This window comes from Roseovarius sp. THAF27 (assembly GCF_009363655.1).
Classification (GTDB): domain Bacteria; phylum Pseudomonadota; class Alphaproteobacteria; order Rhodobacterales; family Rhodobacteraceae; genus Roseovarius.
Window position 1 is genome coordinate 3,281,640 of record NZ_CP045393.1, and the last position, 18,029, is coordinate 3,299,668.

Sequence of the window (18,029 nt, forward strand, 5' to 3'; positions counted from 1 at the left end):
CCTCCTGCGCCAAGCATACCGTATTCCGGCACGCCTCGCATTGCGCAGGATCAACGCAACCGACGCCGTCCGGGCGTTTTCGAATGAAATCCCGGCGGACGCCTGGCCACCCAGCGGATGAACTTCTCCAGCCGCGGATGCGCCCGCAGCGCCTCGACCGTGGCATAGCTTCGCGCCAGCTCGGCCTCGGTCAGCGTGGCGTGGATCTCGTTGTGACAGATCTGATGCAACAGCACGACCGGCCCGCCCTTGCCGCCTTTCAGCTTGGGCACAAGGTGATGCAGGCTCTGCCTGGCCTCGGGCGGAATGGGCCGCCCGCACAGCGGACACACCGGGTCGTCCATGGCTTTCCCTTGATCTTTCGTCCACGACAGGCAAGAGGATGGACGCACCACGAAGAATGGCAAGGGGGCTGCCATGGATTGGGACAACCCGCCCGAGATCGTCGCGCAAGGCATGGGCCAAGCGCACCAGGGCCCGGATATCGCGCAGACATGGGCGCTCAGCCCGGCAGCCTGGTCGCAACACGCGATCCACGTGGCAGCGTTCGCGCTGGCGGGGCTTGCCACGCGGCGCCCGCGCCCGGCCCCGGCCCAGCGATCCGCCACTCATATTCGGTCGCAGGACGTGCTGCGCCCGGCCACGCGCCGAATGGCCGCCGAAATCGCCGTCGAATACCGGGGCCACGCCACCAGCGACGCCAGGACCCGCGACACTCCGCAAGCGCTCCTTGCCACCCGGAACGCGCTCAAGGCGCATGAGATCGAAATTCGCGTCCCGCAGCAGGTCATGCGTCCCAGCAGCCCGGGCGCGGCGGCATCGCCCGCCCCATGACGGGCGCGCTGGTCATCGGTGCAGGGCCGGCGGGCCTCATGGCCGCCGACGCGCTGGCCTCGGCGGGCGTGCCCGTCACCGTGGCCGAGGCCAAGCCGTCCCCGGCCCGCAAGTTCCTCATGGCGGGCAAGTCCGGCCTCAACCTCACCAAGTCCGAAGACCTCGAAACCTGCCTCGCCGCCTATGCCGAGACCGCGCCGCACCTGCGCCCGATGCTTGCCGCCTTCGGGCCGGACGATGTCATCCGCTGGGCCGAGGGGCTGGGGCAGCCCACCTTCACCGGCTCCACCGGACGCGTCTTTCCCACCGCCATGAAAGCCTCGCCGCTCCTGCGCGCCTGGCTCTCCCGCCTCGAAGGGCTGGGGGTGACGCTGCACCGCCGCTGGCGCTGGACCGGCTGGGACGGCGATGCCGCGGGGTTCGACACGCCGGGTGGCTCGCGCCAGCTGACTCCCGCAGTCACCGTGCTGGCCTGTGGCGGCGCCAGCTGGGCGCGTCTCGGCTCCGACGGCAGCTGGGCGGCCCATCTGCCCGGCCAGACCGCCCCGTTCCAGCCCGCCAACATGGGCTTCACCGTCGATTGGTCCGACCACATGCAGCGCCATTTCGGCCGGCCGCTGAAGAATATCGCGCTTCATGCCGGTGCGCATATCTCACGCGGCGAGATCGTCCTGTCCGCGAGGGGCATCGAAGGCGGGGGGATCTACGCCCTCTCCCGCCCCCTGCGCGAAGGCGCGGCGCTCACGCTCGACCTTCGCCCGGACCTGTCGCTCGATGCGATCCGAAAGCGCCTGGGGCGTCCGCGCGGCAAGGCCAGCCTGTCGAACCACCTGCGCAAGACCCTGCGCCTCGCACCCGTGGAACAAGCCCTGCTGAACGAATGCGCCCGGCCCCTGCCCAACGACCTCGCCCCGGTCATCAAGGCGCTGCCGATCCCCCTCGCCGGGCCGCGCCCCATGGACGAGGCGATCTCGACCGCCGGCGGCCTGCGCTTCGATGCCCTCACCGGCGACCTGATGCTGAAATCCCGCCCCGGAACCTTCGCCGCCGGTGAAATGCTGGACTGGGAGGCGCCAACCGGCGGTTACCTGTTGACCGCCTGCCTGGCCTCCGGCCTCTGGGCCGGTCGTGCCGCCGCCCGCTTCGCGACGGTGGCCGCCGGCCCCTAGGCCAGCCGCGCCTGCACATTGCTCAGCCCTCGCGCACCCCGGCGACCGAGAACACGTTCGACGGCTCCAGCACCAGGTCCAGACCCAGCTTCAGACCGACGGCCAGCACCAGCAGGGCCAGCAGGATGCGCAACTGTTCCGCTTTCAGGACCTGCCCGATCATGCTGCCGAATTGCGCGCCGACCACGCCGCCGACAATCAGCAGCGCGGCCAGGACCGTATCCACCGTATGCGTCGTATAGGCGTGCATCATCGTCGTGTAGGCGGACACGAAGATGATCTGGAACAGCGACGTGCCGATCACCACCTTCGTCGGCATCCCAAGGATATAGATCATCGCCGGCACCACCACGAAACCACCCCCGACCCCCATGATCGCCGACAGCACGCCGACGAAGAACCCCACGATCAGCGGCGGAAAGACCGAGATGTACAGCCCCGACGTTCGGAACCTCACGCGCAGCGGCATCGAATGCACCCAGTCGCGCCGCGTGCGGCGGGCGCGTGGCTTCGGTCCCTGCATCTTGGCACGACGAATGGCTTTCAGGCTTTCGACGAACATCAGCGTCCCGATCAGCCCGAGAAAGACCACGTAGAACAGGTTGACCAGCAGATCGACCTGCCCCAGCTGCCGCAGCAGGCTGAAAACATAGACCCCCACGGTCGACCCCGCGAGGCCCCCGGCCATCAAGGCGCTGCCCATGCGGAAATCGACGGTGCGGCGTCGCAGATGCGCGAAGATCCCCGAGAACGACGAGGCGACGATCTGGTTGGCCGATGTCGCGACGGCGACGGCAGGCGGAATCCCGATGAAGAACAGGAGCGGCGTGATCAGAAACCCGCCGCCGACGCCGAAAATGCCCGACAGCAACCCGACGACAAGGCCGACCGACAGCAGCAGCGGGCCGTTGACCGAGACCTCGGCGATGGGCAGATAAAGTTGCATGGCGCGGGTTTCCCTGACCGGGCATGTCCCGCACTTACGCCCATCCCCCCCGGGCTGCAAGGCGGCGGTTCAGGGTCTCGCACCCGCCACGCCCTGGCCCTGGCCCCCGTAGGGTGGGTGAAACCCACCGCTCCCGAACGGCGGCTGTCTCACCCCATCTCCGCGACCTTGCGGAACGCCTCGCGTGCTTCCAGCCGCGCCCGGTACTCCGCCAGCACCTTGCCAGGCTCGGGGAACTTCGCGATCTCCGCCCAGCGCAGGCAGTGCACCAGCAGCATATCGGGCACCGTCATCTTCTCGCCCATCAGGAACGGGCCTTCCAGCGCCTCCGACAGCCGGGCGATATTGGCCTCGTATTCCCATTTCAGCGTCTCCTTGACCTCGGGCACCCGCTTGTCCTCGGGCAGCACGAAGGTATGCCGCGCGGCCATCCACAGGGCACAATCCACGTCATCTAGGATCTGGTGCGCCAGCGCATCCTGCCGCGCGCGCTCCAGCGTGCCTGCCTTGTGGGTCAGCGCGCCGTGCCGGTCGGCCAGGAAGCTCATGATCGCCACCGACTCGGTCACCACGGCCCCGTCCACCCGCAACGCCGGTATCTTGCCCGACGGGTTCGCCGCCACCGCCTCGGCGCTGCGCGGCCCTGCGGGGGTGTGGTCGTAATCCACGCCCAGCTCCTCCAGCAGCCACAACACCCGGAACGCCCGGCTGGCCTTCGATCCGATCACTTCGTACATCGCACAACTCCCAGATATGTCGCCTCACGCTTGCCCGCCCGGGGCGACAGCGCAACGATTTTCCACTTCCATACTGACATTTGCTGTCATACCCGTCGCCTATCCTGCTGATCGAACTGGAGCGGAGATCCATCATGCACAAATCCGGAACCTGCCTGTGCGGCGCCGTGACCGTCGACATCGCCAACGCCCCCGACAGCACCGGGGCCTGCCATTGCGGGATGTGTCGCAAATGGTCCGGCGGCGTCTACCTGGGACTGCACGTCAGGGCCGGCGATGCCACGATCACCGGCGCGGACAACATCACCGCCTACACCTCGTCCGACTGGGCCGAGCGCTGCTTCTGCGCCACCTGCGGCACCAACCTTTTCTACCGGGTCACCGCGCCGGGTCCGATGCAGGGCGACATGCATGTAGGCCTTGGCCTGCTGGACGATCCCTCCGGCATCACCCTGACCGAGGAAATCTTCGTCGACCGCAAGCCCGACGCCTACGCGCTGGCAGGCGACCACAAGCGCATGACCGAGGCCGAGACCCTTGCCATGTTCGCCGACATCTCCTGAGCCGCCCTACCGCTGCGCCAGGGTGGCCAGCCGGATCAGCGCGCGTTCCACCAGCGCCATGTCCGGCGCGGTCTGGCCCGCCGAGCGCAGGCGCAGGTCGGTGTCGGTCAGCACGCCCAGCGCCTCTTCCAGCTTGGCCGCGCCCCACTGCGCCGCCTGCCGCTGCATCCGGTCCCGCCGGGGGCCAAAGACCGGCGGGCGCACGCGGGCGATGCCCTGCCCCGGCCCGCCCGGATCGCTGGCCGCCGCGTAAAGCGTGCGGAAATGCCGGTTCGCGGCCATGCACAGGCCCACGGGCTGCACCCCCTGCGCCCGCAGCCGCTTCATCACCGGGCCGATCTCGCCCGGCTTGGCCTCGGCCACCAGGTGCAGCACGTCGTCCAGGTCCGCCTCCACCGACACCGGCGCACAGGCGGCGATATCCTCGGCGCTCAGGGGCGTGTCGTCGCCCCGCTTGTACAGCGCCAGCTTGTCCATCGTCTGGCGGAAATCGCCCGGATCGAGCGCGCGCGCCAGCGCGTTCAGGTCCGTCATCGCGTCGCGCGGCACATCGCGCAGCCCCGCCTTGGACAGGACCGCCTCGATCTCGGCCCGGCCCGGCGGCTCGTCATAGATCGCCGCGGCATAGGCATTCCTGTGCCCCTCGAAGAGCTTGCGCAGCTTCGACGTCGCCTTCAGGCTGCCGGCGGTCACCACCACCTGCGCATCGCCCGGCTGCCAATCCTCCAGCGCCGCCGTCACCACCGGCGCCACGGTCTCGTTCGCATCCTCGACAAACGCCACGCGCGGCCCCGGAAAGAAGCCCTGCGCCTTGACCGCGTCCAGCAGCATCGCGGGGTCCTTGCGCAACTCCGACGCGGGGATCCGCGTCAGCCGCATCTCCTCCTCGCCCTGCGGGCCGATCAGCGCGGCAATCACCTCCTGCCGCTTCAGCGCCACGCGCATCGCGTCGGTGCCATAGATCAACAGGCCGGTCTTGTCGGGATCGGGCCGCGCGAAATAGGCCGGCGCATCGCGGGGCGACAGCTTCATGCCGGCAGCTTGCCGGCCTCGGCGGTCAGCCGGTTCAGGATCTGGTCCCCCAGGATCACCATCAGCCGCGCCTCGGCGTCGCGCTGCGCCGCCTGCGTCGCCACGGTGGTGCCCGAGGCCGAGTAGGAGGTAAAGCTGTCCGCCTGTCCGCTCAGCACGACCGCGTTGCTGCGCAGATCGCGCAGCGCGTATGTCACCTTGCCCAGAAGGTTGTAGCGCGTGTTCACGTTGGCGCGCGAGATCGCGACCGCCTCTTCCGTCAGAATGATCGAATAGCCCAGCCCGTAGACCTGCCGCTCGCCGCGGCCCAGCCGCTCTTCGATATGGCGGGTCAGCAGGTAACCCGGCCGGCTGTTCGGCGCCTCTACCAGCACCGCGCCCTGCAAATTGTGGGCCGCGCCGCCCGGCGCATAGGCCGGCGCGAATCCACAGGCGGCCAGCCCCGCGGGCAGGCCCAGCAATACGAAACGACGGTTAAACGACGACATTCACGATCCGCCCGGGGACGACGATGACCTTCTTGGGCTGGGCCCCATCCAGCGACCTTGCCACAGCTTCGTGCGCCAGCGCGCGTTTTTCAACCTCTGCCTTGTCCATGTCCTTGGGCACGCTGATTTCGGCCCGGCGCTTGCCGTTGACCTGGATCGGCAGGGTCACGCTGTCGTCGGTCAGCATCGCCTCGTCGGCCACCGGCCAGGGCGCCTGCGCCACAAGGCCCTCACCGCCCAGCATCGACCAAAGCTCTTCGGACAGATGCGGCGTCATGGGCGACATCAACTGAGCCAGAACCTGCGCCGCTGCCTTTTTCGCTTCCGCTCCGGCGCCCGATTTGGCCAACCCATTGGTGAACCCGTAAAGCTTGGCAATCGCCGCGTTGAATCCAAAACTTTCCACGCCGCCCGTCACGTCCCTGATCGCCCGGTGCATGTCCTTCGCGAGCGCCTCATCCTCGGCGGCATTGGCCGGTGTCTCGTCCCCGGCAATCTCCGACACGATGCGGTGCACCCGCGCAAGGTGCTTGTGGGTCGCCTCGGCGCCCGCGGCGGTCCATTCCACGTCCCGCTCCGGCGGGCTGTCCGACAGCACGAACCAGCGCGCGGTGTCGGCGCCGAAGGCGTCGATGATATTCACCGGGTCCACCACGTTCTTCTTTGATTTCGACATCTTGGCCGAGGCGATGATCTGCACGGGCGTGCCATCGGCCAACTTGCCGTCGGTCACGTCCTCGGGCAGGTGATAGACCGGCCGGTCCTTGTCGTCGCGCGTCTGGTAGATCTCGTGCGTCACCATCCCTTGGGTGAACAGCGCGTCGAACGGCTCGATCGCCTTTTCCGGCAGGTGCCCGCAGATATGCATCGCCCGGGCAAAGAACCGACTGTAGAGCAGGTGCAGGATCGCGTGCTCGATGCCGCCGATATACTGGTCGACGTTCATCCAGTACTGGGCGTCCTCCATCCGCGTCGGAGTCTCCGCATCCGGGGCCGTGAACCGTGCGAAATACCAGGAGCTGTCCACGAAGGTGTCCATCGTGTCGGTCTCGCGCCGTGCATCCGCGCCGCAGCTCGGGCATTTGCAGTCGCGCCAGGTCGGATGCCGGTCCAGCGGGTTGCCGGGAATGCTGAAATCAATCGGCGTGCCACCCTCGTCATAGGGCAGTTCGACCGGCAGGTTTTCCTTTTTCTCGGGCACCACGCCGCAGGTGTCGCAATGCACCACCGGGATCGGACAGCCCCAGTAGCGTTGCCGCGACAACCCCCAGTCGCGCAGGCGATACTTCACCTGCCCGGTGCCAAGCCCCTTCTCCTCGAACCAGTCGATCGTGGCGTCGATGCCTTCCTGGCTCGTCGCCTCGCCGATGCCGGCGAAGTGGTCGATATATATCACCGTCTCGGTCTTGGCAGGCACCAGCGCCTCGGTCTCCACCTCTTTTTCCTGACCGGGCAGGTAGAAGGCGTTTCGCACCTCGAGGCCGTATTTCCGCGCAAAGTCCAGGTCCCGCTGGTCATGCGCCGGACAACCGAAGACAGCACCCGTGCCGTAATCCATCAACACGAAGTTACCGACCCAGACCGGCAGCTCCCGCTCCGGCCAGACCGGGTGACGCACCGTGATCCCGGTGTCGATCCCCTTCTTCTCGGCCTTCTCCATCGCGGCCTCGGTGGTGTCCATCTTGCGCGTCTCCGCGATGAACGCCTCCAGTTCGGGATTGTCCTTTGCCAGTTCACGGCTCACCGGATGCTCCGGCGAGATCGCGATGAAACTTGCCCCGCGCATCGTGTCGGGGCGGGTCGAGTAACAGACGATGGGCGCACCCGCATCCGTCCGCTCGAACGGAATCTCGATGCCGCGCGACTTGCCGATCCAGTTCTCCTGCATCAGCCGCACCTTGGCGGGCCAGTCCTCCAGCCCGTCCAGCGCCTCCAACAGCTCTTCCGAGAAATCGGAAATCTTGAAGAACCACTGCGTCAGCTCGCGCTTTTCCACCTCGGCGCCGGACCGCCAGCCCTTGCCGTCGATCACCTGCTCGTTGGCCAGCACGGTCATGTCCACCGGGTCCCAGTTCACCACCGCATTCTTGCGGTAAACCAGCCCCTTTTCCAGGAAATCCAGAAACAGCGCTTGCTGCTGGCCATAGTACTCGGGATCACAGGTGGCGAATTCCCGGCTCCAGTCGATCGACAGGCCCAAGGGCTTCATCTGTCCCCGCATGTCGGCGATGTTGCCATAGGTCCAGTCCTTGGGATGCCCCCCCGACGCCATCGCGGCATTTTCCGCGGGCATCCCGAACGCGTCCCAGCCCATCGGATGCAGCACGCTGTGGCCGGTGGCCAGGCGGTATCGCGCGATCACGTCGCCCATCGTGTAGTTGCGCACATGCCCCATGTGGATGCGCCCCGACGGATAGGGAAACATCTCCAGCACATAGTATTTCGGCTTGTCCCGCGACCGTTCGGCCCGGAAGATCCCGGCCTCGTCCCAGGCGCTTTGCCATTTCGCTTCGATATCGGCGGCAGAATAACGCGACATGACCCGATCGGTCCCTTGTTTCTCAAACTCCAAAGGGTGATAGGGCCCCGCGCCCGCAGGGTCCAGTGCGCAGCGGGCAAAAATCAGGCGTAACCGATTTCTTGCAAGAAATCGGGCCGGAAAATCCGAATTTTCCGACGCGGAATTTTGCAAAATTCCGCCCCGCCGCTATAAGCCGGAAAAAACGCACAGGCAATTGCATGAAAATCCTCTTCATACATCAGAATTTTCCCGGCCAATACAAACATCTGGCACCCTTGCTGGCCTCGCGCGGACACCACTGCGTGGCCCTGACGATCAAGGTCGACAAGCCGATCAACTGGAACGGCGTGCAGGTTGTCCCCTACACTCTGCCCAAACGCGCGGCCCAGAACCTGCACCCGTGGCTCGTCGATCTCGACACCAAGGTCACCCGCGGCGACGCCTGCTACCGCGCCGCCCGCACGATGAAGGAAAACGGCTACGCGCCCGACCTCATCCTGGCGCATCACGGCTGGGGCGAATCGATGTTCCTGCGCGATGTCTGGCCCGATGCGCGGCTTGCCATCTACTGCGAACTCTACCACCTTGCCGATGACCAGCACCTCGACTTCGACCCCGAATTCGCCAAGTCGGACCGTGGACTTCAGGCGCTGCGCATCCGGATGAAGAACATCAACAATCACCTGCATTTTCCCTTTGCCGACGCCGGGATAAGCCCCACGCGGTTCCAGGCCGATACCTTCCCTGCCGACTTCCGCGACAAGATCACCGTCTCGCATGACGGCATCGACACGCTCACCGCCTGTCCCAAGCCCGATGTCCGGCTGACGATCAAAGGCCAGGTCGACGTCACCCGGGACGACGAGGTCATCACGTTCGTCAACCGGAACCTCGAACCCTATCGCGGCTACCACATCTTCATGCGCGCCCTGCCGCGCCTTCTGCGCGAGCGGCCCAACGCCCGCATCCTGATCGTCGGCGGCGACGAGGTCAGCTATGGCGCCGCCCCGCCCAAGGGGCAGACCTGGAAACAGATTTTCCTCGACGAGGTGCGCGACCAGATCCCGGATGCCGATATGGCCCGGGTACATTTCCTGGGCCGCATCCCCTACGACCAGTTCCTGCGTCTCTTGCAGGTCAGCCGCGTGCATGTCTACCTGACCTACCCCTTCGTGCTCAGCTGGTCGTTGATGGAATCGATGTCCTGCGGCGCGGCGATCGTCGCCAGCGACACCACGCCCGTGCGCGAGGTGATTCGCCACGACGAAACCGGCCGGCTGGTCGATTTCTTCGACGGCGAAGCATTGGTCGACGAAGTTTGCGCCCTCTTGGAAGACGAGCCTGCCCGGCGCAGGCTCGGCGCCGCGGCGCGCGACCTCATGCGCGAGAATTACGATCTTCAAACGATCTGCCTGCCACGGCAACTCGACTGGATTTCCAGCGTGATGGACGGTGCGAAGGTCTGACGCCGGTCAGGCGGCAGGCCCGGTCAGAACCGTTCCGCCTGCGTGCGCAGCTGACGCGCGCGGCTCAGGATCGCGTCCTCGATGGCGCGTTGCGTGCCCGCCGCAACCGGGCCGCTTTGCGATTGCAGCGCCACGTTCAGCGCCCGCGCATCCAGCGCCGGATCGCTGATCAGGACGGTCGCGCGATAGGCGCGCCCGCCGCCCGGCGGCCTGCCGTAGCCGGTCGAAATCACGCCGGTGAACGGGTCCGCGCTTTGCACCGGAAGAAAATCAAGCACCTCCAGCGAAGCGGTCCAGAGAAAGCGGTTCACCCGGATCCCCGCCGAGCCGTCGTTCTTGAACGCGTCGAACAGGCTCGTGCCCCCGGTCGCGGCCGTCGGTGTCTGGTTCCGACCGCCTTCCACCTTATACGCATCAGGGTTCAGCTTGCCGTTTCTGAACGTGCTGCAAGACGCCAGCAAACCTATGCTCGCCAACAGCACCACCGCGCTTTTCAAAGGGGATTTGAACATTCCACCACCCGTTCCAGTTTTCCCCTCATTATCCAACGAAAAGAACCTCGGCAAGGTTGTTTCCCCCGCCCGTGCCGGAATGCGGGCGAACTGTGGTCGCACCGCGTCGGGATTTGCGCACCCGCCGCGCCTGTGGCACTACCTTTGCAGGCATCAAGGATCGGATCGACACGATGAGTTTGCACGACATCAAAACCCGCATCGCGGCCGCCGAACAGGACGCGGGCCGTCCCGCCGGATCGGTCAGCCTCATTGCCGTGTCCAAGGTTCAGCCGGACGCGCGCGTGACTGCGGTCCTGGACGAGGGCCACCGCGTCTTCGGCGAGAACCGCGTACAGGAAGCCGCCGGCAAATGGCCCGGCTTCCGCGAGAGCTATGACGGCGTCGAGTTGCATCTCATCGGCCCGCTTCAGACCAACAAGACACGCCAGGCGTTCGAGCTCTTCGATACGATCCATTCGGTCGACCGTCCCAAGCTGGCCAGGACCATCGCCCGCATCGCGCAGGAAGAAGGTCACTGCCCGGGCCTCTTCATCCAGGTCAACACCGGCGAGGAAGACCAGAAAGCCGGCATCCTGCCCTCCGAGGCGGACGCCTTCGTCGCCGACTGCCGTGATCTCGACCTCACGATCGAGGGGCTCATGTGCATCCCGCCGGTGGACGAGGAAGCCAGCCTGCATTTCTCTCTCCTGGCCAAGATCGCAGAGCGCAACGGCCTGTCCGGCCTGTCGATGGGCATGAGCGGCGATTTCGAACGCGCCATCGCGCTTGGCGCCACCCATGTCCGCGTCGGCAGCGCCATCTTCGGCGAGCGCGAACACGATTAAACGCTAGGTGAAACCTTGGCGCTGACCTAACCTTGCCGTGACTGCAGCACAGCACCGGGAGAATCGGAATGCGTCTCATATCCACCGCGCTTGTCGCGCTCGTCTTGTCCGCCGGCGTTGCCGCGGCCGAGTTCACCCTCGGCTTCGACTGGGGCGACATTCCCCGCTGCACCTCCGGACGCCCCAACACGGTCGGCAGCCCGGCCTTCGTCCTGCGCGGGGTTCCGGCGGGCACGACCACGATCCAGTTCCGGCTGAAGGACCTGAACGTGCCAAGCTACAATCACGGCGGCGGCACGGTAAAGGTGGGACGCGACGGCAAACTGCCATTCGGCGTCTTCAAATACAAAAGCCCCTGCCCGCCCGGCGGCACCCATACCTACGAATGGACCGCGACGGCCAGGTCGGGCAACAGCACACTGGCCACCGCCAAGGCCCGCCGCAAATACCCGGAATGACGCCGGGACCAAAAGTATTTCAAAGACTTTTGGCAATTTCCTTTCAAAGGAAATTCCCGCGCCAGCGGCACCGACGCGCTGCCACCCGGATACCGACGCGATACCGATATGCGTTTGGACGCGTTCACCCCGGCACGATCAGCCGCGTCCCCATGGTGATCCTCCCAGCGATCCAGCGCAGGTGATCCGGCCGGAACGCCACGCATCCCGCCGTGGGATAGCCCGGACGACGCCAGCGGTGCAGAAAGATGCAAGACCCCTTGCCGCGCTCTGCCCTCGGCCAGTTCCAGTCGGTAATGATCACCAGGTCATAGAGCGGATCGGCCCGCCGCAGGACCTCGTGCGAATGCGGGTAGGGCTTTGAAACCATGAGGTTATAATCCTCGTGGCCCGGGTCGTCCGACCACAGGTCGCCCGGCCGGATCGGCACCGCCCAGTCCGCGGGCCGTGCCATGCGGTCAGGCCGGTACAGCATTCCGACGATTTCATGCATGCCCACCGGCGTCGCGCCATCGCCCTCGTGCTTGTCGCGCGACAGCCCGCAGCGCCCGACCGTGCACGGAAAGCGCCGCCCCCGAAACCGCACCCCCATCGGCGTCAGCAACAAATCCCCAGGCCTCATCCCGCAAGTCCCTCCGGCATGGCCGCATTGGGAAGGAACATCTCAGGCGCTTGATTTTCATAGAGAAAAGCCGCCTCGAATACCCTTTCATCCGCGAATGTCGGCCCTACGATCTGCATCCCCGTGGGCACCCCGTGCCGGTCGCGCCCCGTGGGTACGGACATCACGGGACAATTGTGCAGCATGTTGAACTGGTGTGTCAGAACCCAGCCATATTCAGGGTCCACCTCGCGCCCCGCCACGGTGAATCCCGGCCCGACCGGGTCGTGATCCGCCCGCACGCTGCCCACCGACAGGGTCGGGCATATGAAAACGTCCACTTCCTCCAGGATCGCGCCCAGCCGCTGATACATCTCGTGCTGCACCTCCCAGCTTTGTGCCACATCGTCCGGGCCCAGCCTTGCCGCCGCCTCCGCCGTGGCGATGGCATAGTCCGTCATCCGCTCGCGGTACTTTTCCAGCGCCCACAGCGGGGCCCGTCCGAAATGCATCGCCAGATACCAGCGCATCGCCGCCTCGTCCACGCGCACATCCCATCCGACGTCCACCGGCAGGACCTCGCACCCCGCGCCTCGAAAAACATCCAGCGCTGCCAACGTGTTACGCTGCACATCCTCGTCGATCGGCACATATCCAAGGTCCATCGAGAACGCGATCTTCAGTGGCCGTCCCGTGCCACCCATCGGCAACACGACACGCTCGCGCAGACTGTCGTGGTCGCGCTGATGCGGCCCCGACACGATGTTCTGTCCCAGCGCGCAATCCGCCACGCTCCGGCTCAGGAAACCGCAATGATTGTAGCGGTCGAAATTCGCCGGCGGCCCGTCCGGGTTGCGCCCGTGCGGCGGCTTGTAGCCCACCAGCCCGCAGGCACTGGCCGGAATACGGATCGACCCGCCGATATCGGTGCCCGTGGCCAGCGGCACCATCCCCGCCGCCAGCGCCGCCGCCGACCCGCCCGACGAACCGCCTGGGCTGTAATCGCGATTGAACGGATTGCGCGTCACCCCGAACCGCTCCGACCGGCAGACGCCGGAAAGGCAGAACTCCGGCGTGGTGGTGCGCGCCGGTATGATTGCGCCGGCCGCCAGCAGACGCTCGACCATCGGGTCGGACCGCGTTTCGACCTCGTACCCCATCGACCAGGACCCTTGCGTGGTGCGTTGCCCCGCGACCCGCTGCGCGTCCTTCACCGCCACCGGCAGACCCTCAAGCACCCGGGCCGTGCCGTTTTCATAAGCGGCTTCGGCTCCGCGCGCCGCGTCCAGCGCGTCGTCGAAAAAGGCTTCCGTATAGGCGTTCAGGCCCGGGTTCACCGCCTCGGTCCGGGCAATCAGTGCCTCCAGATACGCCACCGGCGACAGGTCACCCGCCTTGAACCGGGCCAGGACATCGCTCGCGGAAAGATAGCAAAGATCATTATCGGACATGGTGACTCTCATGCGGTCAACATGTCGAAAACCGATGAGGGTTGAAAGCCCGACCAAGCAATAGACATCCTCCAAATGAAAAAGGCCCCGCCGGTGACGGGGCCTTTCTTAAGTCCTTTGCGCGGGATCAGTCCTCGCGGCTCTCCGGCGTCTCGACCAGCGTGTCGAACTCGTCGCCGCCGATCACGTCGTCGACCGGAGCAGCCAGCGCGGCAGCCGCTTCGGCCTCCTCGCGGCGGGCCTCGATCACCACGTTGTCACGCTGCTGCGCGATCTGGCGCATGTTCAGCGTGGCACCGCCGGTGCCGGCCGGGATCAGACGACCCACGATGACGTTCTCCTTCAGGCCGACCAGCTTGTCGCGCTTGCCCTGAACCGAGGCTTCGGTCAGGACCCGCGTCGTCTCCTGGAACGAGGCCGCCGAGATGAAGCTGCGGGTCTGCAGCGACGCCTTGGTGATCCCCAGAAGGATCGGCTCGCCCTGCGCCGGGCGCTTGCCACGGGCAATCGCCTTCTCGTTGGCCGCGTCGAACTCTGCCTTGTCGACATGCTCGCCCTTCAGAAGCGTGGTTTCACCGGAATCCTGGATCTCCCACTTCTGCAGCATCTGGCGCACGACAACCTCGATGTGCTTGTCGTTGATCTTCACGCCCTGCAGGCGATAGACGTCCTGGACCTCGTCGATCATGTAATCGGCAAGCGCCTCGACACCCATGATCGACAGGATGTCATGCGGCGCCGGGTTGCCGTCCATGATGTAGTCGCCCTTCTGGACATAGTCACCTTCCTGAACCGGAATGTGCTTGCCCTTGGGCACCATGTACTCGACCGGCTCCATCGACTCGTCGGCGGGCTCGATGCTGATGCGACGCTTGTTCTTGTAGTCGCGACCGTAACGAACATACCCGTCGATCTCGGCGATGATGGCGTGATCCTTCGGACGACGCGCCTCGAAGAGTTCGGCCACACGCGGAAGACCCCCGGTGATGTCCTTGGTCTTGGCGCCTTCACGCGGAATACGCGCAACCACGTCACCCGCATGCACATCCTGCCCTTCCTCGATGGACAGGATCGCGTCCACGGACATCGGATAGGTCACCGGGTTGCCCGCGTCATTGCGGACCGGCTCGCCATCCTTGTCGGCGATCAGGATCTCCGGCTTCAGCTCGTTGCCCTTGGGGGCCGCGCGCCAGTCGGACACGATCTTCTGCGTCATGCCGGTGGCATCGTCGGTCACGTCACGCACCGACACGCCCACGGTCAGATCGACGAATTTCGCCGTACCGCTCTTCTCGGCCAGGATCGGCAGGGTGTACGGATCCCACTCGAACAGCTTGTCGCCGCGCGCCACGCTGTCGCCTTCCTTGACGAACAGCTTGGTCCCGTAGCCCACCTTGTGGCTGGCCAGCTCGACATCCTTCTCGCCCTTGATCAACACTTTCATGTTGCGGCCCATGACAAGCGTCTCGCCGCTGGAGTTCTCCAGCGTCTGGGCGTTCTCGAACTCGATCTTGCCGCCTTGGCTGGCCTCCAGGAAGGACTGCTGGCCACCCTGTGCCACGCCGCCGATGTGGAAGGTCCGCATCGTCAGCTGCGTGCCCGGCTCACCGATCGACTGCGCCGCGATGATGCCCACGGCCTCGCCGGTGTTCACCATCGTGCCGCGTGCAAGGTCACGACCATAGCACATCGCGCAAACGCCGTCCTCGGCTTCGCAGGTCAGCGGGCTGCGGATGCGTGCGGTCTGCACCGCGGCCTGATCGATCGCGTCCGAGGTGCGTTCGTCGATCAGCTGGCCTTCGGCCACGATGACCTCGCCCGTCACCGGGTTCACGATGTCCTCGGCGGCGACACGGCCCAGCACACGCTCGGCCAGCGACGCCACGACCTCGCCGTCATTGACGGCCGGTTCCGCAGTGATCGCACGGTCGGTGCCGCAATCATGCTCGCGCACGATGCAGTCCTGCGCCACGTCCACCAGACGGCGGGTCAGGTAACCCGAGTTCGCCGTCTTCAACGCGGTGTCCGACAGACCCTTCCGGGCGCCGTGGGTCGAGTTGAAGTATTCAAGAACGGTCAGGCCTTCCTTGAAGTTCGAGATGATCGGCGTCTCGATGATGTCGCCGTTCGGCTTGGCCATCAGGCCGCGCATCCCGCCCAGCTGTTTCATCTGCGTGACCGAGCCACGCGCACCCGAGTGCGCCATCATGTAGACGCTGTTGGGTTCCGCGACCGCTCCGTTCTCGTCCTTCACCTCGGCCGAGATGGAGCCCATCATCGCCTCCGTGACCTGGTCGTTGCATTTCGACCAGGCGTCGACCACCTTGTTGTACTTCTCGCCCTGGGTGATCAGGCCGTCCATGTACTGCTGCTCGAAACCTTTGACCTGCTCACGGGTTTCTTCGACGATGCCCCACTTGCTGTCAGGGATCACCATGTCATCCTTGCCGAACGAGATGCCGGCGCGGAACGCTTCCTTGAAGCCCATGCTCATGATCTGGTCACAGAAGATGACCGACTCTTTCTGACCGCAATAGCGATAGACGGTGTCGATGACCTGCTGCACTTCCTTCTTGCGCAGCAGTTTGTTGACCAGTTCGAACGGCGCCTTGGCGTTCATCGGCAGCAAGCCCCCGATACGCACCCGGCCCGGCGTGGTTTCGAAGCGTTGGATCACCTCCTGCCCGGTCTCGTCGATCTGCGGCAGGCGTGCGGTGATCTTGGCGTGCAGGTGCACCTCGCCGGAATCCAGCGCGTGCTGCACCTCGTCGACCGAGGCAAAGCTCATGCCTTCGCCCTTCATGCCTTCGCGCATGATCGAGGTATAGTAGAGACCCAGGACCATGTCCTGCGACGGCACGATGATCGGTGCGCCGTTGGCGGGCGACAGAACGTTGTTCGTCGACATCATCAGAACCCGCGCTTCCAGCTGTGCCTCAAGGCTCAGCGGCACGTGCACGGCCATCTGGTCACCGTCGAAGTCGGCGTTGAAGGCCGAACAGACCAGCGGGTGAAGCTGGATCGCCTTGCCTTCGATCAGCGTGGGCTCGAATGCCTGGATGCCCAGACGGTGCAGCGTCGGCGCACGGTTCAGCATGACCGGGTGCTCGCGGATCACCTCGTCCAGGATATCCCAGACTTCGGGGCGCTCTTTCTCGACCAGCTTCTTGGCCTGCTTCACGGTGCTGGACAGCCCCTTGGCCTCCAGCCGTGAATAGATGAACGGCTTGAAAAGCTCCAGCGCCATCTTCTTGGGCAGACCGCACTGGTGCAGCTTCAGCTCCGGTCCGGTCACGATGACCGACCGGCCCGAGAAGTCGACGCGCTTGCCCAAAAGGTTCTGACGGAAACGACCCTGTTTGCCTTTCAGCATGTCGGAGAGCGATTTCAGCGGACGCTTGTTGGCGCCGGTGATGACGCGGCCACGACGACCGTTGTCGAACAGAGCGTCAACAGACTCCTGCAACATCCGCTTTTCGTTGCGGACGATGATGTCCGGCGCACGCAGCTCGATCAGGCGTTTCAGACGGTTGTTCCGGTTGATCACGCGACGGTAAAGGTCGTTGAGGTCCGACGTCGCGAACCGGCCACCGTCCAGCGGCACCAGCGGACGCAGTTCCGGAGGAATGACCGGAATGACCGTCATCACCATCCATTCCGGGCGGTTGCCGGATTCGATAAAGGACTCGACCACTTTCAGACGCTTGATGATCTTCTTCGGCTTCAGCTCGCCGGTGGCCTCGGCCAGGTCGGCGCGCAGGTTCTCGGCCTCGGATTCAAGGTCGATATTCGCCAGCATGTCGCGGATCGCCTCGGCGCCGATATTGGCGGTAAAGGCATCCATGCCATACGCGTCCTGCGCATCCATGAATTCCTCTTCCGTCAGCATCTGGCCATAGGTCAGGTCCGTCAGGCCCGGCTCGATCACCACGTAGTTCTCGAAGTAGAGCACGCGTTCCAGATCGCGCAGCGTCATGTCCAGCATCAGGCCGATGCGGCTGGGCAGCGACTTCAGGAACCAGATATGCGCGCAGGGAGCGGCCAGTTCGATATGGCCCATCCGCTCGCGGCGGACCTTTTGCAGGGTGACTTCCACGCCGCATTTCTCGCAGACGACGCCGCGATACTTCATGCGCTTGTACTTGCCGCACAGGCACTCGTAGTCCTTGATCGGGCCGAAGATACGCGCGCAGAACAGGCCGTCACGCTCGGGCTTGAACGTGCGGTAGTTGATGGTTTCCGGCTTCTTGATCTCGCCATACGACCAAGACAGGATGCGTTCCGGGCTGGCCAGCGACACCTTGATTTCGTCGAACACCTTCGCCGGTGCGGCGGGGTTGAACGGGTTGTTTGTCAGTTCTTGGTTCATTTCGAATTCCTAAAAAAGAGGAGCGTAGGAGGGGGCGACGCGTGGGGTACACCCA

At 65.3% G+C, this 18,029-nt stretch carries 17 protein-coding genes; 6 read left to right on the plus strand and 11 right to left on the minus strand.

Annotated features, from left to right (window positions below; translation table 11 throughout):
* Nucleotides 1–50: 50 nt before the first annotated feature.
* Nucleotides 51–344: an HNH endonuclease gene (locus FIU89_RS16325; RefSeq protein ID WP_152493573.1), complete on the minus strand. Its 294-nt coding sequence runs from the start codon at nt 342–344 to the stop codon at nt 51–53.
* 73 nt (nt 345–417) lie between these two features.
* On the opposite strand from FIU89_RS16325, the gene FIU89_RS16330 reads away from it, so the two are divergent.
* Both FIU89_RS16330 and FIU89_RS16335 read left to right on the plus strand, forming a co-directional pair.
* The gene (locus tag FIU89_RS16330) at nt 418–834 is read left to right on the plus strand and encodes a hypothetical protein (RefSeq protein ID WP_152493574.1); all 417 of its coding nucleotides are present in this window, start codon (nt 418–420) and stop codon (nt 832–834) included.
* On the plus strand, nt 831–2,003 hold the full coding sequence (locus FIU89_RS16335; RefSeq protein ID WP_152493575.1) for a TIGR03862 family flavoprotein: 1,173 nt from the start codon (nt 831–833) through the stop codon (nt 2,001–2,003). The genes FIU89_RS16330 and FIU89_RS16335 overlap by 4 nt, the downstream gene beginning before the upstream one ends.
* Nucleotides 2,004–2,025: 22 nt before the next feature.
* Here FIU89_RS16335 and FIU89_RS16340 read toward each other — a convergent pair whose 3' ends face one another.
* Both FIU89_RS16340 and FIU89_RS16345 read right to left on the minus strand, forming a co-directional pair.
* A complete protein-coding gene (locus FIU89_RS16340) occupies nt 2,026–2,949 on the minus strand; it encodes a sulfite exporter TauE/SafE family protein (RefSeq protein ID WP_152493576.1) in 924 nt (307 codons plus the stop codon).
* Nucleotides 2,950–3,098: 149 nt separating this feature from the next.
* Nucleotides 3,099–3,686, minus strand: a complete 588-nt coding sequence (locus FIU89_RS16345) for a glutathione S-transferase family protein (protein WP_152493577.1) — start codon at nt 3,684–3,686, stop codon at nt 3,099–3,101.
* A gap of 134 nt (nt 3,687–3,820) precedes the next feature.
* On the opposite strand from FIU89_RS16345, the gene FIU89_RS16350 reads away from it, so the two are divergent.
* Nucleotides 3,821–4,249 carry a GFA family protein gene (locus tag FIU89_RS16350; protein WP_254701710.1) on the plus strand — a complete coding sequence of 143 codons (429 nt, stop codon included), beginning with the start codon at nt 3,821–3,823 and terminating at the stop codon, nt 4,247–4,249.
* A gap of 6 nt (nt 4,250–4,255) precedes the next feature.
* Here the strand turns inward: FIU89_RS16350 and holA are convergent, their stop codons facing one another.
* The 4 genes from holA to FIU89_RS22345 form a co-directional block, all read right to left on the minus strand.
* On the minus strand, nt 4,256–5,281 hold the full coding sequence (holA, locus tag FIU89_RS16355; RefSeq protein ID WP_152493578.1) for a DNA polymerase III subunit delta: 1,026 nt from the start codon (nt 5,279–5,281) through the stop codon (nt 4,256–4,258).
* Nucleotides 5,278–5,769 (minus strand): LPS assembly lipoprotein LptE, encoded by a 492-nt coding sequence (gene lptE, locus FIU89_RS16360; RefSeq protein WP_152493579.1) that lies wholly within the window; start codon nt 5,767–5,769, stop codon nt 5,278–5,280. Before lptE ends, holA begins: the two co-directional genes overlap by 4 nt.
* A complete protein-coding gene (gene leuS, locus FIU89_RS16365) occupies nt 5,756–8,308 on the minus strand; it encodes a leucine--tRNA ligase (RefSeq protein ID WP_152493580.1) in 2,553 nt (850 codons plus the stop codon). Before leuS ends, lptE begins: the two co-directional genes overlap by 14 nt.
* 83 nt (nt 8,309–8,391) lie before the next feature.
* Nucleotides 8,392–8,556 carry a hypothetical protein gene (locus tag FIU89_RS22345; RefSeq protein ID WP_172977969.1) on the minus strand — a complete coding sequence of 55 codons (165 nt, stop codon included), beginning with the start codon at nt 8,554–8,556 and terminating at the stop codon, nt 8,392–8,394.
* Between FIU89_RS22345 and FIU89_RS16370 the strand changes: the two genes are divergently transcribed.
* Entirely contained in the window at nt 8,509–9,756 is a 1,248-nt protein-coding gene (locus FIU89_RS16370; RefSeq protein WP_152493581.1) for a glycosyltransferase, read from the plus strand. The genes FIU89_RS22345 and FIU89_RS16370 overlap by 48 nt on opposite strands.
* A gap of 23 nt (nt 9,757–9,779) precedes the next feature.
* Here the strand turns inward: FIU89_RS16370 and FIU89_RS16375 are convergent, their stop codons facing one another.
* The gene (locus FIU89_RS16375) at nt 9,780–10,268 is read right to left on the minus strand and encodes a DUF3576 domain-containing protein (protein ID WP_152493582.1); all 489 of its coding nucleotides are present in this window, start codon (nt 10,266–10,268) and stop codon (nt 9,780–9,782) included.
* 173 nt (nt 10,269–10,441) lie between these two features.
* Here FIU89_RS16375 and FIU89_RS16380 point away from each other — a divergent pair, with 173 nt between their 5' ends.
* Both FIU89_RS16380 and FIU89_RS16385 read left to right on the plus strand, forming a co-directional pair.
* The gene (locus tag FIU89_RS16380) at nt 10,442–11,095 is read left to right on the plus strand and encodes a YggS family pyridoxal phosphate-dependent enzyme (protein ID WP_152493583.1); all 654 of its coding nucleotides are present in this window, start codon (nt 10,442–10,444) and stop codon (nt 11,093–11,095) included.
* 68 nt (nt 11,096–11,163) lie between these two features.
* Nucleotides 11,164–11,553: a phospholipid-binding protein gene (locus FIU89_RS16385; RefSeq protein WP_152493584.1), complete on the plus strand. Its 390-nt coding sequence runs from the start codon at nt 11,164–11,166 to the stop codon at nt 11,551–11,553.
* Nucleotides 11,554–11,677: 124 nt separating this feature from the next.
* Here FIU89_RS16385 and FIU89_RS16390 read toward each other — a convergent pair whose 3' ends face one another.
* The 3 genes from FIU89_RS16390 to rpoC form a co-directional block, all read right to left on the minus strand.
* The gene (locus FIU89_RS16390) at nt 11,678–12,175 is read right to left on the minus strand and encodes a L,D-transpeptidase (RefSeq protein WP_152493585.1); all 498 of its coding nucleotides are present in this window, start codon (nt 12,173–12,175) and stop codon (nt 11,678–11,680) included.
* Nucleotides 12,172–13,605, minus strand: coding sequence for an amidase (locus FIU89_RS16395; protein ID WP_172978144.1), 1,434 nt, complete (start codon nt 13,603–13,605; stop codon nt 12,172–12,174). The genes FIU89_RS16390 and FIU89_RS16395 overlap by 4 nt, the downstream gene beginning before the upstream one ends.
* A 127-nt stretch (nt 13,606–13,732) precedes the next feature.
* The gene (rpoC, locus tag FIU89_RS16400) at nt 13,733–17,974 is read right to left on the minus strand and encodes a DNA-directed RNA polymerase subunit beta' (RefSeq protein WP_152493587.1); all 4,242 of its coding nucleotides are present in this window, start codon (nt 17,972–17,974) and stop codon (nt 13,733–13,735) included.
* Nucleotides 17,975–18,029 lie beyond the last annotated feature (55 nt).